The organism is Novipirellula methanifontis (assembly GCF_052161655.1).
Taxonomy (GTDB): Bacteria; Planctomycetota; Planctomycetia; order Pirellulales; family Pirellulaceae; genus Novipirellula.
In genome coordinates, this window is sequence record NZ_CP197418.1 from 2,936,894 (window position 1) to 2,960,159 (window position 23,266).

The following is a 23,266-nucleotide window of genomic DNA, read 5'->3' on the forward strand; positions in this document are numbered from 1 at the left end:
CCAAGCACTCTTCAAACATCCGAACGCGGCTCGGGATAAGCCTTGCTTAACGACTTTCTTGACCGCCGCGAACTTGAACTCTCGGCTGATTGTTCTACGCTTAACCATGAATCGGTTCTCCTGTTAGAGTCGTCTGATATCTGCCGATCCACTGTCAATTTTTCGTGGGCAATTCCATCCGTCGGATCAGCTGAGAAAATCAACATGAGAGTTCTAAATCGATTCATTGCCTTCGCGCTTGCTGCTGTGCCCATTGGGAATGCCAACGCCGCGAACTCGGCCCCCGCACAAACACGTCCCAACATTGTTTTCGTCTTGGCCGACGATCTTGGTTGGCGTGATGTCGGGTTCCAGGGAGCGAAGTTCTTTGAAACGCCCAACATCGACAAATTGGCGAGTGACGGGATCGTTTTCAACCAGTTCTATTCGGGAGGCCCCAACTGCGCGCCGACACGAGCTTGCATCATGACCGGCATGTATACGCCACGCCACAAGCTGTATACACCCGGCGGCAAATCCAAAGGCAACCGCCAATTCATGCGACTGCTTGTACCAGCGAAAGGGGCTTCGAGCGGTGACATGGAACTGGAATCTCGCAACAACTCCATTTCCGCAGAACACACCACGATCCCTGAGGTGCTGAAAACGTCAGGCTATACGAGCGCTCGGATTGGCAAGTGGCATCTTGGTGATGACACTCAGGGGTTTGACCTCAGCACCTGTGATGGAAAAGACGGTCCCGGGCATAAACATTACGGCAGTCCTACCGTCGCCAAGACGATGACCGACGCTGCGGTTGAGTTCATTGAAAACAATCGAGACGAGCCGTTCTTTCTCTACGTCGCCCACTGGGATGTTCATTCGCCTATTCGCGCCGATAAGGATGTCGTTGCCAAGTACGAAGACAAGCTGGAGCAATGGGAGAACACGAACGGTGAAAAGTTGAATCCGACTTACGCGGCCATGATTGAGGCTGTCGACACAAGCGTGGCACGAATAAGAAAGAAACTGGTAGAGCTGAAACTCGACAACAATACTCTGTTCGTCTTCTCATCGGATAACGGTGGAACCGGTGTGACAACCATGAAACCGTTGCGCGGTGGAAAGGGAGCGTTGTTCGAAGGAGGCGTCAGGGTTGCTACTTGTGCCGCATGGCCTGGCGTAATCAAACCAGGCTCAACGTCGGACGTGCCAATCACTAGCGTCGATTTGCTGCCAACGTTCACGGATATTGCTGGAGCAACACTACCGAAAAACCAACCCGTCGATGGCGAATCGTTTGTTCCGCTGCTTTCTGGAGGTAGCAAACTGAAACGCGACTCAATCTTCTGGCACTATCCTCTTTATCTCCAGGGTACAGGGGACGCGATCGTCAAACCAATCTTCGGCACCAACAAGGGATATTGGCGAGGTGTTCCCGCGACAGTCATGCGTCAGGGTGACTACAAGCTCTTCTATTTCTACGAAGATCAGAGCATTGAGCTTTACAACGTCAAAGAGGACATAAGCGAGATGGTCGATCTGGCCGAAAAACAGCCTGAACGTGCAACTGCCATGAAATCAGAGCTACTGGCGTGGGTGAAAGAAACCAAGGCACCGACTCCATCCACGTTGAATCCAAGCTTCAAAGCAGAGCGTGACGGAGAGTTCCAAAATGGCGACAAGAAGAGGAAACAGCAACGTCGTCCCTAGTGGTTTGCCAGCGTTGAATTTTATGGTAGTGGACGAGGCCACGAGTCCTTGAAGTGCGATAAATCGCAGGGACTCGTAGCCTCGTCCACTACAGACCACCCTAAATTTTACATTTGACAAACCACGAGCCACACAGTCCGTCTCGGTTGTCGGCAATGGCAATGGTTATCGTGATGATTGCCAATCAAAATTTGGTGGGTGCACCCTTCCAGGCGTCGTCGCCATGATCAGCCTCGCCCACCAACCTAACACCGACCTTCACGGCGTCCTGACCGTTCCTACTTTGGTTCACGGGCGGAAAAGGGAATTGAGATACTCTTCAATCCGGGTGAAGCCGCTGGCCACCTTGCCGTTTCGATCGTTGGCATCATGCGGATCGAGACCGTGTTCCTTCTCCCACTGGTCCGGCATGCCGTCGTGGTCGGCATCGGCAGGAGGAGTGCCGGGATCGAGCTTCGGCCAGCCGCCTACATCTGACGGGTCGTCGATACAGCGTCCGGTCGTGCTTCGCACGTCAGCGATGACCCTTTTGTCGACGGCGTCCCGCCGGGGCACCGTCACCCCGGCCTGATCGAGCACAAGTTCGTAAGCCTGTCCGGACGGATGGATCGTGACGGGGATGGGCGAGGCGGGCCACGGTTCCTGACGCTGAATCTCTTTCGCCGCAGGAACGAGCATCTGGTCTTTCCCCAACTCGCTGGAAGCATCGCCGATCAAGGCCCACTCGTCGGCGGTTCCGTCAGGGCGATGGGGGCCCACGTTGTCGCGGACGTAAAACAACGGTTCCTTCGGGTAATTACTGAGCTGCACTTCGTAACGCACCGTGCGGGTGTCCGGGCCGGCCCGGTAGGTGTTGCCGATGAGGTTCACCTTCGGGGCCTGCTTTTCAGGCGTCGAGAACTGGCTGCCGAAATACTTCCAGTTGTAAACCACATTATTGATGATGTGGTCGGGGCCCTCGTTGTTGGAAAACTGGGGATTGCGGGCGACGTTGTGGGCCAGCAGATTATGATGATAGGAAACACGCCTGACGTCCGACCCCATCAGAGTCCCCTTGCTGTGCGGTCCCTTGGGGTGGCTGCTGTTTTCGAGCGCCTCGGAAATGACGCACCACTGGATCGTGATGTCGCTAGCGGAATACCAGGCATCCAAATTTTCGTCTGTCCCCCAACTGATCGAGCAGTGGTCGATGACAATACGCTGGGGAACTGCCTTTACATTGTGAATGCTGATCGCGTCGCCATTGACGGTCTTCTCGCGGGATGGACCGCGGCGAACCCGCAGACCGCGAATGACGACGTCGTGGGTGGCGACCTGCACGACCGTCTGACGCATTTCCGGTGCCGCCTTCAGGGTGATCCCGTCTCCCGGCGCCGTTTGCCCCGCGATCGTGATGAATGGCTCGAGGATGACGATGGGTGAATGAACTTCGATCATTCCACCGGTTCGAAACACGACGATCCGGGCGCCCTTCGCTTCGCACGCGGCGCGGAAACTGCCGGGCCCATCATCGTCGAGAGTAGTCACTTCAATGACTTGACCGCCCCGGCCGCCGGGCGTTTCCGCGCCAAACCCTTCGGCGCCGGGAAAGGCCGGCAATTCGCCGTCGGCCACGAGAGGCGTTGCCGACACCGCCAGGAGCAGGGCAATTTGGAGAACGATATGAGTGAGGGAGATCTTCATCGGCTTTCAATTTACTATACGGCTGGTTCACTTCTAAGCAACAATGGAGCTGAATCAGTCTACTGACATTGTCTAGGATTGTGGAAAGACGAAAAAGGCAAGGGGTTGAATTGCTGATTCCACGTTACGATCGCGATCTGTTGCGTCTCGGCGAGCAATCGACATCCGCCTCGCAATCGCAAATGAGAGAAAAATGCCTCGATGCAATCGACAACATGCTAAAACATTGGGTTGCCCCTGCCAGGTCTTTGCTTGAAGAGATCTCGAAGTAGCTTACGTTTGACCAAGGACTCTGTAGAATCCACATCAAATGAATCCCAACACGTCTTCCGAATCGCTCAAGCCAACCGTTTACGTCATCGCCGGCCCCAATGGTGCAGGCAAGACGACGTTCGCTGGTCGGTATCTGCCGCAGTTTGCTGGTTGCCAGGAATTCGTGAACGCCGATTTGATTGCTGCTGGCCTATCGCCATTCAATCCCGAATCGCAATCGTCTGCCGCTGGACGCTTGATGCTCGATCGAATGGACGAATTGTCTGCGGCCAAAATGACCTTCGGATTTGAGACGACGCTCGCCGGCCGTGCTCATGCGAGGAGACTGGGGGCGATGAAGAATGATTTCGGATACCGAGTGGCCATGTTCTTCATCTGGCTTCCATCAGTCGAACAAGCTATTGCTCGTGTTGCGACTCGTGTCAGAGAAGGCGGTCACAACATTCCCGAACCTACGATTCGACGCCGCTACGACCTGGGAATCAAAAACTTCGCGTCGTTGTATATGCCAGTACTGGACGAGTGGTTTGTCTACAATGGATCCAGCCGACCTGCTGAAATCATCGTCGGACAACAACACGGCAACCGGCGAGTCTATGACGACGCCAGTTTTGCTGAACTCAAGCAATTTTCCCCGGAGTTATTGCCATGATTCGCGACGATACGCCTGAAATTGTGAAGCAAGCGAATGCTGCCATGGAACAAGCGGCAAATGATGTGCTATTGCGAGCGCGACATCATAACACGCCGATCGTAGTTTGGCGTGACGGCAAGGTGGTCGAGCTCGATCCGCATTCCCCTGAGTTCGATGAACCTCCAGAGCAACCTCCGGCGGCCGGCGAGGAATAGAGCTGCGATGGCTGTCGATACAGCCAGTCAGAAGACGTAAAGAGGCAATGGGTCGAACCGCTGATTTCACTTTTTGACCGCTCCCCTTTTCCTGCTTCGGGCGAGCCGGACGACGTGATCGCTCCATGTCGCCGAAATCGGTTTCCCACCGGCGGTGTGGTTGCCTCAGCTTGGCAACATCGGCTACGCCATCAGCACTAACCGATATCGGGGAGATCCGTTGCGTAGCTTTTCAAACGCTTCGTTGATGTCGCTCATTGCATGGACTTCCGTCATCGGCGCGATTTTGTGACGGGCTGCGAAATCCAACATCGTTCGTGTCGCAACGATACTGCCGATTGGGGACGACGAAAATGATTTTTGCCCCGCAATCATTGGAGGTACCGACGCTTCGACTTTGTCCGCCGCGCCGACCGTGTGTAGTACTCCGCGTGGTGCGAGCGCGGCGATGTAGGCATCCCAAGGCAATGCTGCGTCAGTCGTGTTCAATATTAAATCAAATTTTCCATTCACGTTTTTCAGGTTGGCATCTTCCTTGGTCGCCACAAAGTGGTTTGCACCCAGTTTACGAGCCTCGTCCTCTTTGCTGCGTCCGCGCGAGATTGCAGTCACTTCGCATCCCCAAGCACGGCAAAACTGAAGCGCCATGTGCCCCAAACCGCCGATGCCGACAACGGCGACTTTGGCAGTCGGCGACAGATTGTGTTGCACCAGCGGACTGAACACCGTCACGCCGCCACACAACAACGGACCCGCCGATGCGGGGTCGACGCCTTCGGGAATCCTTGTTGCCCAGCCCCAATGGCAACGCACCCGATCGGCAAACCCGCCGTGTTGATGCGTGATGGTGCCTTGGACAGAGACACAAAGGTTTTGATTGCCAGACAAGCATTCGTCACAGTGCATGCAACTGCGACTAGTCCAACCTAAACCCACCAGGTCACCTTCGGCCAACCCCAGTGCATGCTGGCCTAATGCCACGACACGACCGACGACTTCGTGACCACCGACGAAGGGGAACTGCGTGATCTGCCATTCGTTATCGAGCATCGAGAGATCGCTGTGGCAAATACCGCAGGATTCGACCTTGATTTCGACATCATCCGGTCCAATTTCCCCGGCGTCATAATTGAAAGGTTCAAACGGTCCGCCGGGCTTGGTCGCGGCATATGCGTGGATGGCGGTCATAAGTGAGTTCTTGGATTGGATGAGCGGAACAGTTTATCGAGGAACGATTGCCTCGATGCGAGAGTAATAAGTGAACGCAAAACGCAAATGCCATGCCAGACTCCTTCTTTATCGCTTTCAGCAAAATCGAAGGGATTGGGGGCATTTGAAACCAATCAGGTCACTTTGTTACCCGGTAACTGATTCGCCAAACAAACATGTCAGCTACGTCCCGACACGTTTTTCCGCGTCCTAAGGTTTATTTTTTTTCACGAAGCGAACCGCATCCGCGATGACGTATCCCTCGGTGTCCTTGGTTTCAAAAAGGACGTTTCCCGCTGTTCCTTTTGAAAATCTCCAGCTGCCGATGAGTTTCCAGTTGTAGCCGCCCTGCTGCTGGTTCAGCCAGATCTTCTCTGTGCCTCCTTCATGGGTGATTGTCACGGGGACATTTTTCGCACGAGGAGGGTTGCTGCTCCAGATGGTGTAAACATCGTATTCGCCGGCCGTCGGAATATCGGGCGTGAAACGGATGGAATTGGAACCCTTTCCCTCCGCGTTGTCGTGGAGATACCCGTCTCCATGGAAGCCTGGGGAAAAGCTGCTAGGCAGCCACTGGCCAGTCACCTGTGCATCATGATCATCGACGATGATTCCCGACAGTTTTGTGGCGTCGGGCGGGGATAGCTTCTGGCCTCGTGCGGTAAGACGCTCTGCGAGTTCCGCGTACGCTACATCCTGCACGGGGATGTCCTCTTCCAGAGCAAGGACGGCTGCAGCTCCTGCGGATTGGCCGAGGATCATGTAGGTCCATTCCAGCCGGACAGCTCCGTATCCCGCATAGCTTGCGGAAAGGGCGGAGGGGACAAGCAGGTTGGTGCATTCGGTTCTTTTGGGAGTGATGGAGCGGTAGGGAATGCCGAACGGAGCGTAGTTTTGGTAGTTGATGAAAGCACCTTCATTGTAAACCTGCCCGTCCTTGATCACGGTCCGCGCTGCGTGCAGATCGACAAACCACCAAGCGATCCCGATAGGGTCTTCGACCGGCGGGGCAGGCTGGAGGATCTTGCCTGATTTGTCTTTTCTCGGGCGAGCGATCACATCCGCCTCCGTGATGACATAGTCGGAGATCATTCGCCGCGTACTGCGCAGATACAGCATCCTCGGCCAGCCCCCGTTGTCGGTGTACTCGTCCTTGCAGAGGCCCCATTGCGACCATTCGCTGCGGATCTTACTGGGCACTTCTGGATCGGTGGAAAGGAAGTGGATCAGACCCTGCGTGTATCTGCGGTGTTCATCGTAGATCGCTTTGCGCTGGGCGTAGGTGCCATCGGGGTAGCCGTGGTTGCGGCCGTAGAAATTCGCGGAAAGCTCGTGCCAGCTGCCTAGATCGTTGAGGCGAGCTCGAGGGTTTGTCGAAACGGTGCCTGGACCATCAAGCCAGTCATTGATGCCTCCGGCGGCGAAAAAGCGGCGGTAGATTTCGTAATCGGAAGCCTTGTAACCTTCCGGAGCCGTGATGGTGATCTTGTTTGCCGAGTCTTTCGTCAGCGGCAGGCGGAGGCAGAAGCCCATCGCGCTCTTGTCTGCATCCCCGTGAGTGCCGACGGCTTCGTTTTGCACTCCATGAATTGTGCCAGAGGAGGCGTCGCCAGGGATCTTGTAGGGATCGACCTTTACGCGAAACTGCTGTTCATGCGTCGGGTTGATCACGCCGCCGACTGTCTCTCCGTATTTGGCGTTCCCTTCTCTGCCCCATGCGTAGCTGACTCCGGAGAGCGCCATAAGATCACCCTCGACAGTACCGTCGATGAAGACTTTCCCGTGCACCGTCGTCCCGTCTTCACATGTGAATCCGATGATGCGTCCGCCCTCCTTCATTACTGCGCCCTCCGCTTCAGAAATGCGTTTCCCACGTAACACTCGCACTTTCTTCTCTGCGAGCCAGTCGTCGATAGCCTGCTCTGCGACCGAGGAGCGGAAGTTGTATCTCGGCGACGTGGCTTTGGGATTGTAAGCTTTCGCGATACGGATGAAAAACTCATTCGTGAGCCCGCCGATCGGCGCCGCATTGCCAGCTCGCGGGTCCACATCCTGGCTGCCGAGGCCATTGACGATGATCCCACCGAGGTGTTCAACCGGTGAGACCAGCAACACATCCTTCCCGTTCTCCGCGGCCTCGATCGCAGCGGTAACGGCAGAGGGCGAATCCCCGTAAACCACGACATCCGCCGCTCGTGCAGGCTGGATGGCGATGGCCGCGAGGAGAGTTTGCAGGATAAGATTGAATCGCATTAGCTTGAGGATCTTGGGGGAAAGCAGGTCAGGAAAAATCATTCCCAGGGAATGATTTTCCTGAGGGATTGCAGGGGGGACCAACTCGTGGGCGGGGATTGCGAAACGCAATTATAGGTAACGCTACGAAGCATTTAGAGAAGGCAAATTACGGCATTTGCGTTCCGTAGCTACGCTCGCCAGAGCGTGGATGGTTGCCGCCCAAAACGAATCACCACCTTCTGGCGAAGGTAGCTACGAGAAAATGCTTCACAGCGTTGAATTATAGGGTGTCAGCACGATCAAAGGTTGTTAGCTGCGGCGGGCGCCGTCCATGCCGCACTGCGGGGATTTTGTCCATGCCGCCCATCATCGCCGACCTCTGCGGAACACGATCGACAAGCAGAAGCAGGAAGTCGAAAAGCGGAAGGAGGTCGAACCACTGATTCCATTATACGACCCCGCTCCTCTCTTACTGTCACGAGCGACCACAGACATCACGCCAGGTTTGAACCCGCGTGGGATCGACAGCTTACCGTTCAGGGACGAGATCAAAGAACACTAATTTTCACTAATTGCCACTAATAAAACATGTGGGGGATTGAGGGCAGGAACACCATGACACGCATCCAATTTCTTCCTTCCCTATTAGCGTCAATTAGCGTTGATTAGTGTTCTCCAAGACTCTCCAACGCAGACAGATCCCGAAAACTCGTGTACTGTGATGTTCTCGCAGTGGTAGATCGACATCGACTTGTCGACGCTGCAACTGGCTGAAACATGATCCAGAATCAAGTGCTTGACATACCTGGCTGTTGAGAGCCTCTCAGCCTTGCAGCTCTTGACGGTCGAGTTCTTTGCTTTGATCTTTGCGTGTCCATTTTCCGAAACGCTCTTGTGTCGGAAATCGTCGCCCAAACAAGAAATACGCGCCGGCTGATACGAACACGATACCAACTAGCAGGCCGCTAAAGTCACTGGCCAAACTACCGATCACCTCCCATTGACTGCCAAAGGCATAGCCGAGTCCGCCGAAAACGAGAATCCATGTCACTTCACCTGCCACATCGAAGGCAAGAAAACGGACAAAGGGATAGCCACCGCCTCCCGCTACCAAGTTGGTGGGAACGGCGAACGCGGTAAGCATCCAACGAGTTAGATAGATCGCGACTCCACCCCGCTTGATCAGTGCTGATCGCGCACGTCGCCACGTGCGACGCCCACCGAAGCGGCGTTCGATGCCACTGCGGGCATAGCGGCCCATACCATACGAAGCTACATCACCGAGTACGACACAGACAAGCACGCAAACGGGAGTCAACACAACATCCAAAACGCCTTGTCGCATGAATGCCCCAGCCGCGATCACAAAGAGAGTGCTGGGCAGCGGAACTCCTACTGCAGCCGCAAAGATCGATAGCCCCAACGCTAGCAGGCCGTACGCTGCAATCCACGTGAGGATCTGTTCAATCAGCGGGGTAAGCGACAGACTCATTGCACCTCCTGTACCTGTCGAGTGATGACGGCCTTGATATCCTCAACTAGGCCGCGGGGTCCACGAGGATATCGCAGTTCGTGGGCCAACTCCTCCAAGGGCTTGTGGATGTAAACTTCATCGTCGCTACCCGATTCACTTGAGGGTGATTCCTGGAGAGCAAACTTGTCCAGCCCTAGTTCGTCAACAATCGTGGTTATCGGTATCCCTGAGCTATTCGCGATATACTCCAGTGTCATCCAGACTCGTACGTCGCTTAGACCAGTCGCTACAGGATTTTCGTGATAGGTCAGAATAATCTGTCGTAAGCGGTCGATGACGGCTGGGTAGTCACCGGTCTCCGAACGCCCTAAACGGAGTTCCTCGTTCAGGTGCTTTACGTCGATATTGCGACGACGTTCGGTTGCGTTGACCCCCAACTCGGCATAGATGTACTCTTGGGGGACCGCGTAAGCTGCGGCAATAAAACGAATCGTCATCCACGGGTGAATGGCGTCAACGTCTGCGTCTCCGGTGTCAAAGCCCTGTTCTTGGATGTATCGCAGTTGTCGATAAGATTCCAGCGTGCGACCGCCAAAGTAGAAAACCAAGCCAAGCCCTACGAAGACGATGGCAAATTTCAGTAGCTTTTGCCTGGCAATCATCATGTTCTTTTTCTTCATTCGCTATTCGTAAGCAGCTAGGCAGGAGTCTTTCCGTATATTAGCCGCTTTGGCGCTAGCCACGGTTCCGACATTCAACCGGGGCTAGCGCCCAAACGGCTAACGGGATTTCACCCAATGATTCCTGCCTACCTGCTTAAACACCGCCGAATTGACGCTCAGCGTCATTAAAATTAGCGTCATCGAAAACAGCGTCCGATACCCTCGTTGGATTTTGCAAGTCGTCCTAAACCGATTATTGCTTGACACATCCGACCACCGTTTTGACGTCTTGTCAATGCAATATCAAAAGAGGAATTGGTTAGGGAAAAAAACGGGACGGGTAAAAAAAGGACGGGGGGCAATTTGAAGTCGGTTGAATTGCGTCGACCTATCTGTTCCTCTGTTGGCGGCGAGGCGGACCGGGGTTGCGGCCTCCTGGATTGCCTCCGGGGCGGCGGGGGGATTCGCCGCGTTCCAAGGCGGCATAGGCTTGTTCACCGAGGCCCGCGCGTACGTGGTCTTTGAGTTCCTTTTGCATTGCCGTCGCTAGCTCAGGCATTTCTATGGCGAGGTTTCGATCTTCGCGCAGATCGTCTTCGATATTGTAGAGAAAGGCCTCTTTGGTGTCCCAGTAGTAGAGGAGTTTGAAGTCGCCTTTGCGGATCGCGGATTGCGGATGTTCAACTTCGACGGCTTGGTGAAATACGAAGCGATCGATCCGGCGCTGGACTTCGCCGACTCCGCCATTGAGGAGAATGGGTTTCCAACTTCCTCCTTCGTTGCCTTTGAACAGGGAGGATCCGGGTGCGGCGAAGTCTACGATCGTCGCGGTCAGGTCGTAGCTGATGAGAGGCACGCCACTGTAGGAGCCGGACTTGATGCCGGGGCCTCTTATGATCAGGGGCACGCGAAGTCCGCCATCGCCAAGATTACCTTTGCCGCCTTTCATCACGTCCGTACGTCCGCCGTTGTCGGACATGTAGATGACGATCGTGTTTTCGGCGATCTTGAGCTCGTCGATTTTCTTCAGGATCGCGCCGACGCAGGTATCGAGGTCTTCGGTCATGGCGGATCTTACCGACGGGTCGGCACGTCCTGGGGTGGTCGGTCGAGCGGTTCGGCCTCGGTATTTTTCGATCGTCGTTGCGAGCGCCTGGGGTTGGGGATGAACTGCGTAGTAGGAGAGTTGCAGGTAGAACGGATGACCGTCAACGACTTGTTGCTCCATGAATGCGTTAGCGCGGCGCGTGATACTGAAGGAAAGTTTCGGGTCGCTGGGGTTGGTTGAATCGCCGTCTTCGTTCATGGTGATGCCGTCGCTCTCGTCATAACCCATGGACTTCGGCGTGTGGGACCATTGCCATTTGCCGAGGTGGGCGGCTCGGTAGTCGGGGTTGACGCGCTTGAGGGTGTTGGCGAGTGATTGGCTGACGGGGGCGCTCCAGTTTCGCGAACCTTTGTCTGGGGCGTTCAGGGTGGTGGTGGTTCGCCCCATCTGGATGGCGGCGCGCGAACACTCGCATGTGCAGTGGGCGGCGTAGGCTTGTGAAAAGGTCATTCCCTGCGAGGCCAATTGCTCGATATTGGGCGTGCGGAGCTGGCTACTTTTGCTGAAGTCCTTTCCAGGAATCATCGGTACGGTGGTGCCGTTCCAGGACTGATCGTCGACGAGAATGAAGACGATGTTGGGTTCTTCGGCATTGATGTGGGGGGCGATGCATAGAATCGCGGCGGTGACCAAGGCGAGTTTCGAAGCGAGGTGTTTCATGTTTCTAGAGTTGTCGGAGTAGAGGGTGGCGAGACCAACGGAGGCTTAGCGTGGACCGCTAAATCTTTGGTGTTGACGGTACATTCTGATGACGCAGGTTTTCTTGCTGAACCGCAAAGCGGTGGCAGGTTTTAGCCCCGGACGCGAGTCCGGGGTGAAGGGTATTTGGGGATCGAAAGTCGCAAAGCGACGGCATGAGTTCGTTGCGCGACTTCCGTGCGATGCCGCAAAACTCCTGTCGTCACTTCGTGACTTAGGACGCATTCGCTCCATATTCCTGGGACTTGCGTCCCAGGCTACAGCCTGACGTCGCTATCGCGACTAAGGAATCAGACCCGCGCAAACCAAACATGCTGTCAACACCAAAGATTAGGCGGCCCAGGCTACCGATGATGGACGAGTGTAACGAGTTAGTCTTCGCGAGTTCGTCATACGCACGGCTCGCTAACGTTCGTAGAGAACATCCAACGTTGATTCGCCAAGCAGGATGTTCTTCATCGCCTTTCGCAGGTTGGCTCTTGTTGCCTCTCGCGGTGAGACCTCGAGTTTTGATGAGAGCGCAAAAACGGTGATGTGATACTTCTTCAAGCCAGGACCTTTGGAGCACATCGGATCGTAGGTAGAGCTGCCCCTGTCGTTTACTCCAACGCTGCCGACGCCCTGGGAGTTTTGCTTCAGCGACATGACGTTAGCCGGAATGTTGTACACAACCCAGTAGGATTTCTCCTGGTCGGGTGCCGTGTGCCAAATGCTAACCGCGAAGAACTTCGTTTCTGCGGGAGCACCGGTCCAGGTGATCGCCGGTGATTGCGCGGCACCGTCACAAGTGCAGTCGACCGAGAGAAAATGTTTCTCGTCAACCGAAGTGCTGGTCACGTTGAAATCGGAAACACTCGTTCGTGACATGGATGACAGGTCTACCGGCGGATCGACTCTGCCGAGGCCGCCGCGCGGTGGACGATTATTGTTGCCATCGCGTGGCGGTGGTTGCGGCGGACCACCACGGCGCGGGCGATCGTCACGCGGGGGTGGCGTTCCATTGCGTTTGGAATCACCCGGCGAGTATGTATTCGACGTCTTGCGACCGTTCGTATCGACGAAAGTAAATTTGGCCGAACCGTCATCCGCAAGCGTGTAGGAAACAGACCCTTGCTGGCCGCGGACTTCGTAAACGAGGTGATAACTTCCCGGCTTCGGCTGCGTAAAGTCAGTGATCTTCGCATCACGCAAGGGACGTAAATCAGGTCGGATCGGATTGGCTCGCGGTTGCGGATCGACCTGGCCACCACGCTCCGTCACGTCGCCATAGAATCCGCCATTCAGATAAGGGTAAGTCTTGGTCGCGTGATAGTGATATTTGCCGGCCTCGTCCTTATGGCCTCCCAACGAATCAAGCGGTGCAAAATCGCTCGCCTGCTCGTCTTGGTATCCAAAAATGGGATAGCCGTCCAAGGCGTAGGCAATCGGCTGGTCTTTGCCCGTTGTCTTTTCAAGATGAACCGGAGCGATGTGGTAGTGATAATCATCCGCTCGACCGCAGTGGCCACCGTACTCATCCAGTTCACCGAACAACAGTGCATCGTCGCCACGATTGTTCAGCGGATTGAAGATCGGGACACCGTTGACCGCCAGTGCGATCGCTCCACGCATAAAGTTGCCCTTCGTTGACATTGGCTGCTTCGCAGGAACCGGCTTCAATGGAATTCGCCAAGCGTTGTCACCAAAGTACTTTTGAGGAATCGGAACCTGTTGTTGCCATGAACGAATTCCGATCATCATCGGATGGTCTGGCATTCCGTTGGAACCAACATAGAAATACTCATCATCCCAACGCAGCTTCAACGTGTTCGAAAACGGTTGGAAGTGTTGGTTGATCAATGGCATGGGGTTGGCTTTCTCCTTCGCCTTGGTTTCTGTATTCGGCGGATTCTGCATGACAAACCGTAGCTGACGCTGCTGGTTAAGCATTTCAATTGCTTCAAGCCGGCTTGCGATCCACGCCCGGTCAGAAGCAATCAGGCTTTCAATCTTGAGGGTGACGAGCCGGTTATCGTCGCGACGGATTTGAACGCTCTCACCGGACGCGGTGACGAACGTGCCATGCAAGTGGGCACCTTCATCATCGAGGGTCCAGGTCCTTGATCCCTTAGCTTCTTCTGAATCGCCATGCTGGTGACCTTCGTGGGCGAAAAGAACATTGGGGATCGCCAGCATCATTGCAATCGCAAACACCGAGCTGAAAAATCCAGGGGTGATCCTATACATACTTCTTAAATTCATCGCTTTCGCCTTTTAGGTTTACCGTTCACAAACAAGATCAAAGAACACTAATTTTCACTAATAAAACATGAGTGGCATCGAGGGCAGGAACACGATGACACGCATCCAATTTCTTCCTTCTTTATTAGTGTCAATTAGCGTTGATTAGTGTTCTCCAAGACTCACCGGATGAAGATAGTCCAATACAAACCGTTTCCATTGCAACCCATCACTGCGTCCGTAATTGACCAAATAAGCAGGTCAGTAGGAGTCATTCCACATAATGATCTGAGCCGACGGCGTTAGCCGCGGGCATGTTTCCTGCAATATTGACGGTCCCCGCGGCTAGCGGGCTGTTGATTTCGTGAGCCGTGACGCGTGAGCGGCCGGGTTCCACGCATTACCCGGTGCCTTACGGCCCACGGCTCACAGTTGTGATTGGCATTGCGATTAAATCAACAGCCCGCTAGTGCCGTCGGCTCACAAAAAGAATCGATGTTTCACCGGTATGTACCGATCGACCTGCTTACCTTCTCGGTGGGGAGTTGGGAACAATGTTGTTTAGGTTTGAGAAGTCGGGACGAGATTTGCCATCGGGAGCTGCGGTGACGCGGTGACGGAAGATCACCGTGTTGTCGAGTTCGATGTCATCGGTCCAGATGAAGCTCGCCCCACTAAAGTCATGCGCAAAAAAGGGGGCCTTCGGGCCAACTTGCTGTTGCGAATACTCTTTGGCGAAACCCCATGACTTGTCATCAAAATCGGTCTCGTACCAGCCTTCTGGAATCGGCAGATTTCTTACCTTGGGATTCTTGGTGTCATGGTTTATCGGGCCGTGAGAGAAGGATTTGGCTTTCCAGCTTGCGTTGGTCACTGTGCCGTCGCCAAACTTCAGGATGAAACCTGCGTCACCAATACTCGTATTGGCGTATTCCATGCCGGTTTCCGAATCGGCATTGTCTTTCGCCATGACCGCAATTGTCATCGGATACGCTGGCAGAATATCAACGCTGACAACGTTGTGCGGCATGAACTTGATCGAGTCGACTGCGACATGCTCGCCGTTGATGTACAAGGTGAACCAGTTGTCGGCGTACACATTCGCTTTCACGGTGTCGCTGATACTGGGTTTGCCGATTCGATTGGTAGTTGGGCGTTGATTGGCCGGAGGCTGCGCCCCCACCTGGAACGCCAGTTGCGTTGTGGCGAAATATGCTGCGACAGCGATCGCAGTCCAGAGAAAACGTTTCATCTTTCTTTACTCGTATTCCACAGCCTGTTCGGGGCCGTGATGGGGGGAATGGTCGAAATGGTTGCCCGGCAGGTTCCGCTCTTCGATAGCGGTCATCATCAATGTGATTTTCTGAGGGCCGTAAGACATCTCTTCAAAACGCATCTCGCTAATCTTGCCACTTGATTCGGCGTAAAGGATTTCCACTCGGGCCGCACCACGGAAACCGGGTTTCTTGACGGCCACCATCTGTCGATAGATTTCACTGTCTCGCGTGGCTGCTGGCTCAGAGCCTTCCCGAGGTAACAATTCCAAGTCATAAGCGGTGCGCAACGCTTCGAGTCCGTCGTGCAGATTATTGATTGGCAATCCGTCTTCATGGCCCGGCAGATCTCGAGCGAACCTATTCAAGTCATCGCTATAACGAACTGACCCATCGGGTCGTACGGCCCAGCTTATCGCTGCGTTACTGCCCGTAATGAAGAATTCTCCTGGCGCGGTCTTGCGTGTGAGAACGAACTGGTTCGAACCGCGAACGTCAAGCACCGCGCCGTCCAGAGAAGGTTTGGGGGGACGGCGACGCTCTGGTGAGTTGGGATCTTGATGTTTTGGAGGGATCACTGCTTCGAGAACGGAAATCAAAAACGTACGATCCATGGGTAAATCGTTGGCCTCGATGATTCGATTCAATTCAGCCATCGCGGCCGAAGCCGAAGGAGCATCCGCGGTTTGCCACAACAGCGCAACGGCCAGCAATACAGCACAAGCGGTCGACGCTAGACCAGACGACCATCGCCCCCACACGCTCGATCGCGGCTTATTGGGCAACACAACGTATGTCGCATCATTTTCGGAAGCGACCAATTCGCTACGCAGTCGATCATGCAGCATCATGTACGAAGCAAACTGCCGGGCGTGCTTTGGATCTGACTTGATCCATTGGTTCAACTGTGCTTGCTGCTCACTCGAAAGTGAATCGTCGAGGTATCCGTGGATCAGCTTTTGATAATCAACGCTCATTAAACACTCGCCTCCAGTGACTTGCGTTCGATGCACCCTCGGAGTTGATCCCGAAGTCGCTGCAGTGCTTTTGCGACTGAATTCGGCGTCATGTCAGTTTCGGAGGCAATCGCGGCTGGCTTCATGTCGTCTCGGTACCGCAGGCCAATCAACTTTTTCGCGCGACCGTCCAGGGAGCCAAGGCAGTCCTGCAGGAAATCGAGTGCGTGCGAACGTTCTTGTGCTTCTTCATGAAATGCGATGGCAAGACAAGCGACCGCGTCGTCATCAAACACCAGCGGATCTCGGCCCCGGCGTCGCAAATACAGCCCTACCTGCCGCCGCGCAATTCCGATCGCCCAGGGGATGAATGGCGAATTGGAATCGTAGGTATGAAAGGATTCGACGACGGCGACTGCAACGTTCTGTAGTACATCGTCACGATCTCGGAAATCACGGACCACCGAGGCAATGAACGCCGAGACTGCTGGCTGGGCCAAAGTCCATTGTCGGGTCGCCTGTCGGGTTGTCTCGTCCACAAAATGCTCCACAGAAAAAAATGCCTCACGTACTTACTTATCCGAGCGACCTATTTTATGACCCACTATTTGCGAATTTTGAGAAATTCTTTCGTTCTATGCCATCGTGACCACGCCACGCGAAGGCGCAAGCCAAGTTGCCGCCGAAGCGATCGCAGCAGTGAGCCGTAAGGCACCGGGTAATGCGTGGAACCCGGCCGCTCACGCGCGAGCGGCTCACTAAATCAACAAGCCGCCAGCATCAACGTCATCGCCGCCGGGGCGTGCGTATGGGTGCTGTTGGCACAAAGCGAGTTGATTTCGAGAATGTCCGCGGTGACTGTCCCCGGGGGGGCCGGTTGGTTGCTCCTGATAAAGTGTTGGCAAAAATGTGGTTGGTAAAAAGATGATGCGCGGTCGAGGTGCGGCTCATTTTCCTGTCACCCATTTTTCTGTTATCAATCACGCGCCGAGACCGTCCCCAGCAGAAGATTGGCAAGGAAATGGGGGAGGTAAGACAATCCCAACCGCCGTAAGGGGCCGCCGCACGCGCTCGAGCACCAACATCTTTTTGCCAGACATCTTTTTGCCTGTCTACTGAGCCCCAAGCTTCGAGGCTGCCTTCGTGAATCGCTTGACAACTTTTGCATCGACGTCATCGAGGCTTTTGTACGTCAGGTGCCGGCGAAACTTGCCGCCGCCTTCGAGTAGGCCGTCAGGATCGTTGATTACGTTGCCCTTGGCGAACGACAACTGAACGTGAGCCTTGTACGAGAACACGCCGCAGAACTGGCCCTCCTTCTCGTTTGGCTTCAGCGTGTAGAGCGTCCCGCCGTACTTTGCAACCTTCGTCGATTTCGGAACTGCCGCCATGACAAGCGTGTCGAGTCGTTCGATCAGGCTCTGTTTCTCCGCATCGGTCATTTTTTTGTCCTTGTCAGCCAACAAGAGATCAATCGTCTCTTCGACGCGTCGCTCTCGTGTTTCCGGCATTTTTGCCGAAGCGACACGATAACAGAAGCCCCGACGTTTGCCCGCCGTCCAATGGTTCCATGCGTTCATTGCCGCGTCGTTGGCTTCCAACGCATATTGCAACTCCAACGGAACAGTGACCGCGTCTTGGTTGGCAATGTCGAACGACACTCGCACGCGATCACCCAGTGTCACCCCGCATAGCTCTTGCAGTTTTTTCGACACCATCAGGTACCACTTGCCCTTGGTGGGCATCAAAGCCGCTTCGATGCGGATGCCTTCGATCTCGCCGTCGATCCGCAAACGTTTCGACTTGCTGAAGTCCAACTGCGATAGGGTCTGTTTCGGGACATAGACGACCGAAAAGACGACTTTACCGAAGCCATACCTCACGATTTTCGCGTCGAAGTTGTAGGGATAGTCGCTCATGAAGTTCCAAATCGCTGGCCCGTAAAATGGATGGAAACATTCTAGGCGATCTATCGAACTTGCCAGAGCCCACGCACCAAGGTCAGTTCGTTGTCAAAACGCGCAAACGAAAACTCGATTTCCGCTCCTGGCGATGAAGTCATCGCGGAGATCGAACGATTGCGAACGGCACGCTTCATCAAAACGAAGAACTGGAGCCTGACTCAGATTTGCGACCACTTAACGTCTGCATCGTACAGAGACGCGAGAGACCTTTGCCCGAGATCGCCCCCGGCCGATTGCTGAGCAGGTGAAAAGCACGCCAGCATTCGGCGGCAGGGATCTAATCAGCCGTCATTTTCCGAAAGGTATCCGTAATACCGATAAGCGATTGGACTCGCTCAGAGGACTTCGCGGACGCTTTGAAGATATAGATGTAATTGGGGTCGTCGAACTTGATGCGAGTGATGTTCTCACGCAGCTGATCATCGTCGGTATGTTTTGCAGAGAAGACAAACTGTACTCCCGCACGGATGGTTTGAATTGGATCGAGTTGGGTGGCGCGGACAATTTTGTAATCACGAAGCTCCCATTGTTCGATCTGGTCCTCGAAAGTCTTCTTGATCAACGCCCTTTTTTCTTCTTGGCTTTCAACGCGAGGCTCGATCACCACCACAATCGACTCTGTGTAATCTGCTTTCTCCGCAATGAACGTTGTTGGTTCGCGGTACGCCAACCGCCAATCTAAATCTTCAAAGTTTCCAATCTGGCAATACGGCGTGAGCGCAACGACGTCCCTGGTCACTGGTCGAACATTGACATCGTTCGATGGAACTTGTTCGGGGTCTGCCGGTAGGTTGCGAACGTCTACTGACGGTCCGGCTGGTGGTTGCTTCATCTCATCACCTTCCACCACGCGAATCGGTCCATCGAAACGCTGTGGGCCAGATTCAATTTCGGGGCCAGTTACGATTTCAGGGCCGGCGTTCATCTCCGGGCCGGGATTGCTAGGCGGCTTTGTTGAACCCGGCGATTTCAGCTCTTTGGCGATGTAGGGTTGCAAATCGCTTGAGAATTTCTGCATATCGCGAGTCAGCACCGCATACGCCGGCGCTGCGGCGTCTTGCATCTTTGCGATCGCCGCCATTGCATGCAGAGTGACGACGCTGTCTTTGGCGTCGTCCGATTCCAACAGCTTGACAATCTCAGGCACCGCTGCGATCAGTTCCAATTCTCCGCACTTTCGCAAGCAGTGTTCGCGCATGGATCTCAATCCACCGCCATTGATCCCCGCCACATACAAACCGTGTTCATCGTCTTCCGGTTTGAACGGTGGACTTTCATTGGGATATTCCGTGACCAAGGCGAGTCGTAGGTCAATGGGATTCGCCTTGCCGGTCCACGACAAAGCGTTGTCAATAACGATCATTTTTTGATCGGGATCCAATTCGCGGTTCAGCATCAAACGATTTAGCGCCATGAAGGCGATCGCCCGACGCATCGTATCGGCATTGGTGTCTTGCAATACATTGAGCAAGGAGTCCGTCTGATTGATAAACGCGCCCGTGGCTGTATTGAATTCACCTTCAGCCAACGTCTTTTCGACGATTGCGTCGAACGGAACTTCCTCCACATCAACAGAGTCGTAATGATCTAACGCGTCTTCGCATTTGAACGAGAGCGTTTCGTCGTCCGACTTGGTGCCCGCCAACAACGCATCTCTGGCAAACGGAAACTTAGGGCGAACCTGGGCCAATGCATCGGCTGCTGCGTGGCGGACAATTTCCTCTTCATCCTTGAGCGATTCAACGAGCAGTTTTGAAATGGCTTCTGTCGAAGGGGTAATGGTTCCCAGTGCGCCGACCGCCGCTGAACGCACGGATGCGAATTCCGACTGACTGGCCTGCTTGAGTAACACAACCGTGTTGGGGCTGTGCTTCGGCAACCAACCTGCACCTATCGCGGCACCGTGCAGTGTCAAATAGGCTTTCGTCGCCAGTCCTTCGGCAATTGCGTCTTCGGCACCTAATTTGCCGAGCATCTTGAACGCTGCGACGACGTCCTCATCGCTTTGATCGAGGAAGGCGAATCTCTTGAGCGCTGGTATCGCTTCTCGGGCAGGATCACCAATGTTCGCAAGTGTTAAGCAAACCATGTCGTGGGCGGGGAAGTCGGCCTGCTCCAACGCCTCGATCAGTCGCGAGACTGCGGGGGCCGCAGCTCTGCCAAGGTTGTGGATCACATCGATGCTCGCTTCTGACAAGTCGGCATCGTTGCTGCCGAGGTTTTGCAACAGCTCCGGCAATGCCTCCGCCCGACGCTCGTCGTCGACGTCAACTAAATTTTCTAACGCATAGGTCGCAGAGACACGCACTTGTACGGAAGGGTCCAGCATGCCGGCACGAAGAATCGAAACCAACTTCATCTCATCAACCGTCGACTGATCGTCCATCCCGATACGATCGATCAACTCGGAACGCACTTCCGCATTGGGAAATGTCAGGCAATATTTGACTAACTCTGCTTCATTGGTCGTCTCGCCGCTCGCAAGTTTGGCAACCTCGTCTGGAACGTCCACGTCGGGGGTATCAGTCCCTGAGAATGGTCTGATGGCGCCGTCTAAAGTCGACGATGGGGCGATCGTTGATGGTTCGGCGGCCGGAGGTGTGGTGGAAGCGACCATGGGTGCATCGCCCGGCGTTTTCGCGTTCGCTTGTTCGGCAATAAACTCCTGGTCTCTTTTCGAGAGCAGGGACAGCAAGACGAGTGTGGACTTGCCATTGTCAATTCGCTCCAGTTCGACGATCCTCCCATTGATCACCTGGATCAACCTCGCTTTTACTCTGGAGCGACCATCCAGGGTTGTCCAAACCCGTTCGACCCCAGGTTGCTCAGCGGGCTTCGCTGGCGCCTCGACTGTTTTGCTATTCAATTCTTTAACGAAGTCACGGTCGGCTTGACTGAGCGCAGCCAGCGGGATCACGACGACCTTGCCATTGTCTGTTCGCTTGAGCGTTACCGATCGAGCATCATGTGAAACGGCGATCGCATTGACACTAAATTTCTGATCGCGACTCGTCCAATCACGTGGGCCGTTATCGATCGGCGCGTCGGCTGCTTTCTTTTTCTCCGCTGCTGCCATGGCAGCCCTGTCGGCTTCGCCAAACGTGTCGAACTCTAATGTTAGAACGTGACCACCGTCTTTAGGTCGAACAAACAAATAGGTGCGATCACCATGCGTGTAAGCTTCCGGGTGGTCCAAGATATATTTGCGCTGATGTGTGGCCATGAAGAACAGATCAACGCGATCGCTGCTTGTGACGTTCGTCCGATATCGCTCTGGATATCGAACCACTTTGCGACCGAGATCACTCAAGGTTGGATTCAATTGATGGGCCGTCAACTGTTCGCGTGATAAACCGTAGACAATCGGTTGTGAACGATCGGCAATGATCAAATCGCCCAAATCCTTGGAGGCCTTTGTCAACGGGACACCGCTATAGATGGTGTCCCTTCCGATCAAATAGCCGCCACGAGCGACTTGATATGCGTAGGAAGTTTGCGACTCACCACCCGTGATCATCTTGGGGGCCTTGCTTCCCATGGTGAGATAATCTCGCATCCGAAACCCCGTGATCGACCCCGATGGACTTTGCGGAAACGGTTCCTGTTCAAACACCATCGAACCATCAAAGCTGATCGTCGCCAAAGATTTCTGTGCCACCGGTCTGAAAAGACCCGCAGCATTGACTGCGAAGACCATACTTTCGCTGCGATGGCCATTCATTCCATCACCGTGCGTGGTGACAAGCAGGTTGCCTTTGAATCTTTGCTCATAGGCGGCTGAGATGTGCACCAGTCCGTGTTTGGGCACAACCGCATCTGTCTTCAGTTTCCAATCGTTCGCTTTGGAATAGACTTTCACACTACCATCGGTTCGGCTGCCCACAATCACATGATCATTTCGCCACAATGCCACGCGAGGTGATGGCGTATCAATGGTGGCAACCACTTGATGTTGTAGCACATCATAGATCGAAACCTTGTTATCGGCCTGATGTGCGAGCACAAGAAATGTGCCGTCCGCTGACATCTCCATGAAATTAGTGAGATGGTGGACTGGTAATTCGGTGAACTCAAGTGCTGCGGTAACGGCCGCGGCATCCTGCGCGAAAACAGGATCGTCGTCAGGGGCAAGCAACAAACAGGCGGCGACAACCAGAATCACAATATATGTGTGTGCTGATTTGCGAAGCATAAACACTTATAACCCCTGTTTTCATGGAATCGCGTCTAGGAAATAACGCGAAAGAACGAACTCATGAAAAAACAAACTCGTGAAAAAACAACCGCAATTTTATTGTATTCATCGATCTATCGCGACTCTGCTTGGTGATATTTTAGCGATAACGCGCTGGTTGCCAGATGATGTAGACGGTGTGTCGCCATGCGAAATGTCTGGCCGACCAGATTTCATGTTAGGCCCAGATGGCTGCCATTTACTCGAGCTGTACAGCACAAGTGTTCCGTGGGGCCTGAGCAGGTCGTTCGGTATATACCGGTGAAGCGTCGATCCTTTTATCAGCCGACGGCGCTGGCGGGCTGCTTATTTAATCGAAATGCAAATCACAACTGTGAGGCGTGGGCCGTAAGACACCGGGTAAATGCGTGGAACCCGGCCGCTCACGCGCGAGCGGCTCACGAAATCAACAGCCCGCTAGCTGCGGGGAACTTCAATATTGCAGGAAACATGCCCACGGCTAGCACCGCCGGCTCAGATCATTCTGTGGAATGACTGATATTGAATTGCATAGGAACGATCAAGTCGATTCGAGAACGACAGAAAGTGAGCACGCAAATATTGTCTCAGCTAACCCGGCCTGGTTGCGATGAAAGTGCCGCAGAGAGTGATCGACTTGATCTCCGCACTCGCCGTGCATGAAATGACAACACAGCTTCCTCACGAGATCGTGGATTGCGATATCACGCAACAGCGAACCGTCACAGTTTGAATGTCCACCAACTCGAACGACT

The 23,266-nt window shown here is 54.4% G+C and carries 17 protein-coding genes; 5 read left to right on the forward strand and 12 right to left on the reverse strand.

The features are described from left to right. Positions 1-204: 204 nt before the first annotated feature. The gene (locus SH528x_RS10295) at positions 205-1,692 is read left to right on the forward strand and encodes a sulfatase (RefSeq protein WP_442510438.1); all 1,488 of its coding nucleotides are present in this window, start codon (positions 205-207) and stop codon (positions 1,690-1,692) included. Positions 1,693-1,980: 288 nt separating this feature from the next. Here the strand turns inward: SH528x_RS10295 and SH528x_RS10300 are convergent, their stop codons facing one another. Next, on the reverse strand, positions 1,981-3,375 hold the full coding sequence (locus SH528x_RS10300) for a pectate lyase family protein (protein ID WP_442510439.1): 1,395 nt from the start codon (positions 3,373-3,375) through the stop codon (positions 1,981-1,983). 310 nt (positions 3,376-3,685) lie between these two features. Between SH528x_RS10300 and SH528x_RS10305 the strand changes: the two genes are divergently transcribed. Both SH528x_RS10305 and SH528x_RS10310 read left to right on the forward strand, forming a co-directional pair. Continuing rightward, positions 3,686-4,300: an AAA family ATPase gene (locus SH528x_RS10305; protein ID WP_442510440.1), complete on the forward strand. Its 615-nt coding sequence runs from the start codon at positions 3,686-3,688 to the stop codon at positions 4,298-4,300. Next, the gene (locus SH528x_RS10310) at positions 4,297-4,497 is read left to right on the forward strand and encodes a hypothetical protein (protein WP_442510441.1); all 201 of its coding nucleotides are present in this window, start codon (positions 4,297-4,299) and stop codon (positions 4,495-4,497) included. Before SH528x_RS10305 ends, SH528x_RS10310 begins: the two co-directional genes overlap by 4 nt. Before the next feature lie 183 nt (positions 4,498-4,680). Here the strand turns inward: SH528x_RS10310 and ahr are convergent, their stop codons facing one another. From ahr to SH528x_RS10360, 10 genes are all read right to left on the reverse strand, one after another. Beyond that, a complete protein-coding gene (ahr, locus tag SH528x_RS10315) occupies positions 4,681-5,685 on the reverse strand; it encodes an NADPH-dependent aldehyde reductase Ahr (protein WP_442510442.1) in 1,005 nt (334 codons plus the stop codon). Positions 5,686-5,916: 231 nt separating this feature from the next. Continuing rightward, on the reverse strand, positions 5,917-8,001 hold the full coding sequence (locus SH528x_RS10320) for an FAD-dependent oxidoreductase (RefSeq protein WP_442510443.1): 2,085 nt from the start codon (positions 7,999-8,001) through the stop codon (positions 5,917-5,919). A gap of 763 nt (positions 8,002-8,764) precedes the next feature. Further along, on the reverse strand, positions 8,765-9,433 hold the full coding sequence (locus SH528x_RS10325; protein WP_442510444.1) for a DedA family protein: 669 nt from the start codon (positions 9,431-9,433) through the stop codon (positions 8,765-8,767). Then, positions 9,430-10,095: a hypothetical protein gene (locus SH528x_RS10330; RefSeq protein WP_442510445.1), complete on the reverse strand. Its 666-nt coding sequence runs from the start codon at positions 10,093-10,095 to the stop codon at positions 9,430-9,432. The genes SH528x_RS10325 and SH528x_RS10330 overlap by 4 nt, the downstream gene beginning before the upstream one ends. 370 nt (positions 10,096-10,465) lie before the next feature. Beyond that, positions 10,466-11,845 carry a sulfatase-like hydrolase/transferase gene (locus tag SH528x_RS10335; RefSeq protein WP_442510446.1) on the reverse strand — a complete coding sequence of 460 codons (1,380 nt, stop codon included), beginning with the start codon at positions 11,843-11,845 and terminating at the stop codon, positions 10,466-10,468. A gap of 444 nt (positions 11,846-12,289) precedes the next feature. Then, complete coding sequence (locus tag SH528x_RS10340; protein WP_442510447.1) at positions 12,290-14,125, reverse strand: YHYH protein; 1,836 nt, start codon at positions 14,123-14,125, stop codon at positions 12,290-12,292. Between the two features lie 505 nt (positions 14,126-14,630). Continuing rightward, positions 14,631-15,356 (reverse strand): hypothetical protein, encoded by a 726-nt coding sequence (locus tag SH528x_RS10345; protein ID WP_442510448.1) that lies wholly within the window; start codon positions 15,354-15,356, stop codon positions 14,631-14,633. 6 nt (positions 15,357-15,362) lie between these two features. After that, entirely contained in the window at positions 15,363-16,355 is a 993-nt protein-coding gene (locus SH528x_RS10350) for an anti-sigma factor family protein (protein WP_442510449.1), read from the reverse strand. Continuing rightward, positions 16,355-16,873 (reverse strand): sigma-70 family RNA polymerase sigma factor, encoded by a 519-nt coding sequence (locus tag SH528x_RS10355; protein ID WP_442510450.1) that lies wholly within the window; start codon positions 16,871-16,873, stop codon positions 16,355-16,357. The genes SH528x_RS10350 and SH528x_RS10355 overlap by 1 nt, the downstream gene beginning before the upstream one ends. A 573-nt stretch (positions 16,874-17,446) precedes the next feature. Next, positions 17,447-18,253 (reverse strand): YdeI/OmpD-associated family protein, encoded by an 807-nt coding sequence (locus SH528x_RS10360; protein ID WP_442510451.1) that lies wholly within the window; start codon positions 18,251-18,253, stop codon positions 17,447-17,449. A 159-nt stretch (positions 18,254-18,412) separates the two neighbouring features. Here SH528x_RS10360 and SH528x_RS10365 point away from each other — a divergent pair, with 159 nt between their 5' ends. Next, positions 18,413-18,538: a hypothetical protein gene (locus tag SH528x_RS10365; protein ID WP_442512108.1), complete on the forward strand. Its 126-nt coding sequence runs from the start codon at positions 18,413-18,415 to the stop codon at positions 18,536-18,538. 37 nt (positions 18,539-18,575) lie between these two features. On the opposite strand, the gene SH528x_RS10370 is transcribed toward SH528x_RS10365, so the two are convergent. After that, positions 18,576-22,490: a HEAT repeat domain-containing protein gene (locus tag SH528x_RS10370; RefSeq protein WP_442510453.1), complete on the reverse strand. Its 3,915-nt coding sequence runs from the start codon at positions 22,488-22,490 to the stop codon at positions 18,576-18,578. Between the two features lie 631 nt (positions 22,491-23,121). Between SH528x_RS10370 and SH528x_RS10375 the strand changes: the two genes are divergently transcribed. After that, positions 23,122-23,244: a hypothetical protein gene (locus tag SH528x_RS10375; RefSeq protein ID WP_442510454.1), complete on the forward strand. Its 123-nt coding sequence runs from the start codon at positions 23,122-23,124 to the stop codon at positions 23,242-23,244. The last annotated feature ends 22 nt before the right edge of the window (positions 23,245-23,266 follow it).

Bases quoted from the DNA above. Each gene is read 5' to 3' on its own strand.
- SH528x_RS10295 (WP_442510438.1), top strand. From the start codon at position 205: ATGAGAGTTCTAAATCGATTCATTGCCTTCGCGCTTGCTGCTGTGCCC.
- SH528x_RS10300 (WP_442510439.1), bottom strand. From the start codon at position 3,375: ATGAAGATCTCCCTCACTCATATCGTTCTCCAAATTGCCCTGCTCCTG.
- SH528x_RS10305 (WP_442510440.1), top strand. From the start codon at position 3,686: ATGAATCCCAACACGTCTTCCGAATCGCTCAAGCCAACCGTTTACGTC.
- SH528x_RS10310 (WP_442510441.1), top strand. From the start codon at position 4,297: ATGATTCGCGACGATACGCCTGAAATTGTGAAGCAAGCGAATGCTGCC.
- ahr (WP_442510442.1), bottom strand. From the start codon at position 5,685: ATGACCGCCATCCACGCATATGCCGCGACCAAGCCCGGCGGACCGTTT.
- SH528x_RS10320 (WP_442510443.1), bottom strand. From the start codon at position 8,001: ATGATTTTTCCTGACCTGCTTTCCCCCAAGATCCTCAAGCTAATGCGA.
- SH528x_RS10325 (WP_442510444.1), bottom strand. From the start codon at position 9,433: ATGAGTCTGTCGCTTACCCCGCTGATTGAACAGATCCTCACGTGGATT.
- SH528x_RS10330 (WP_442510445.1), bottom strand. From the start codon at position 10,095: ATGAAGAAAAAGAACATGATGATTGCCAGGCAAAAGCTACTGAAATTT.
- SH528x_RS10335 (WP_442510446.1), bottom strand. From the start codon at position 11,845: ATGAAACACCTCGCTTCGAAACTCGCCTTGGTCACCGCCGCGATTCTA.
- SH528x_RS10340 (WP_442510447.1), bottom strand. From the start codon at position 14,125: ATGAATTTAAGAAGTATGTATAGGATCACCCCTGGATTTTTCAGCTCG.
- SH528x_RS10345 (WP_442510448.1), bottom strand. From the start codon at position 15,356: ATGAAACGTTTTCTCTGGACTGCGATCGCTGTCGCAGCATATTTCGCC.
- SH528x_RS10350 (WP_442510449.1), bottom strand. From the start codon at position 16,355: ATGAGCGTTGATTATCAAAAGCTGATCCACGGATACCTCGACGATTCA.
- SH528x_RS10360 (WP_442510451.1), bottom strand. From the start codon at position 18,253: ATGAGCGACTATCCCTACAACTTCGACGCGAAAATCGTGAGGTATGGC.
- SH528x_RS10370 (WP_442510453.1), bottom strand. From the start codon at position 22,490: ATGCTTCGCAAATCAGCACACACATATATTGTGATTCTGGTTGTCGCC.
- SH528x_RS10375 (WP_442510454.1), top strand. From the start codon at position 23,122: ATGAAAGTGCCGCAGAGAGTGATCGACTTGATCTCCGCACTCGCCGTG.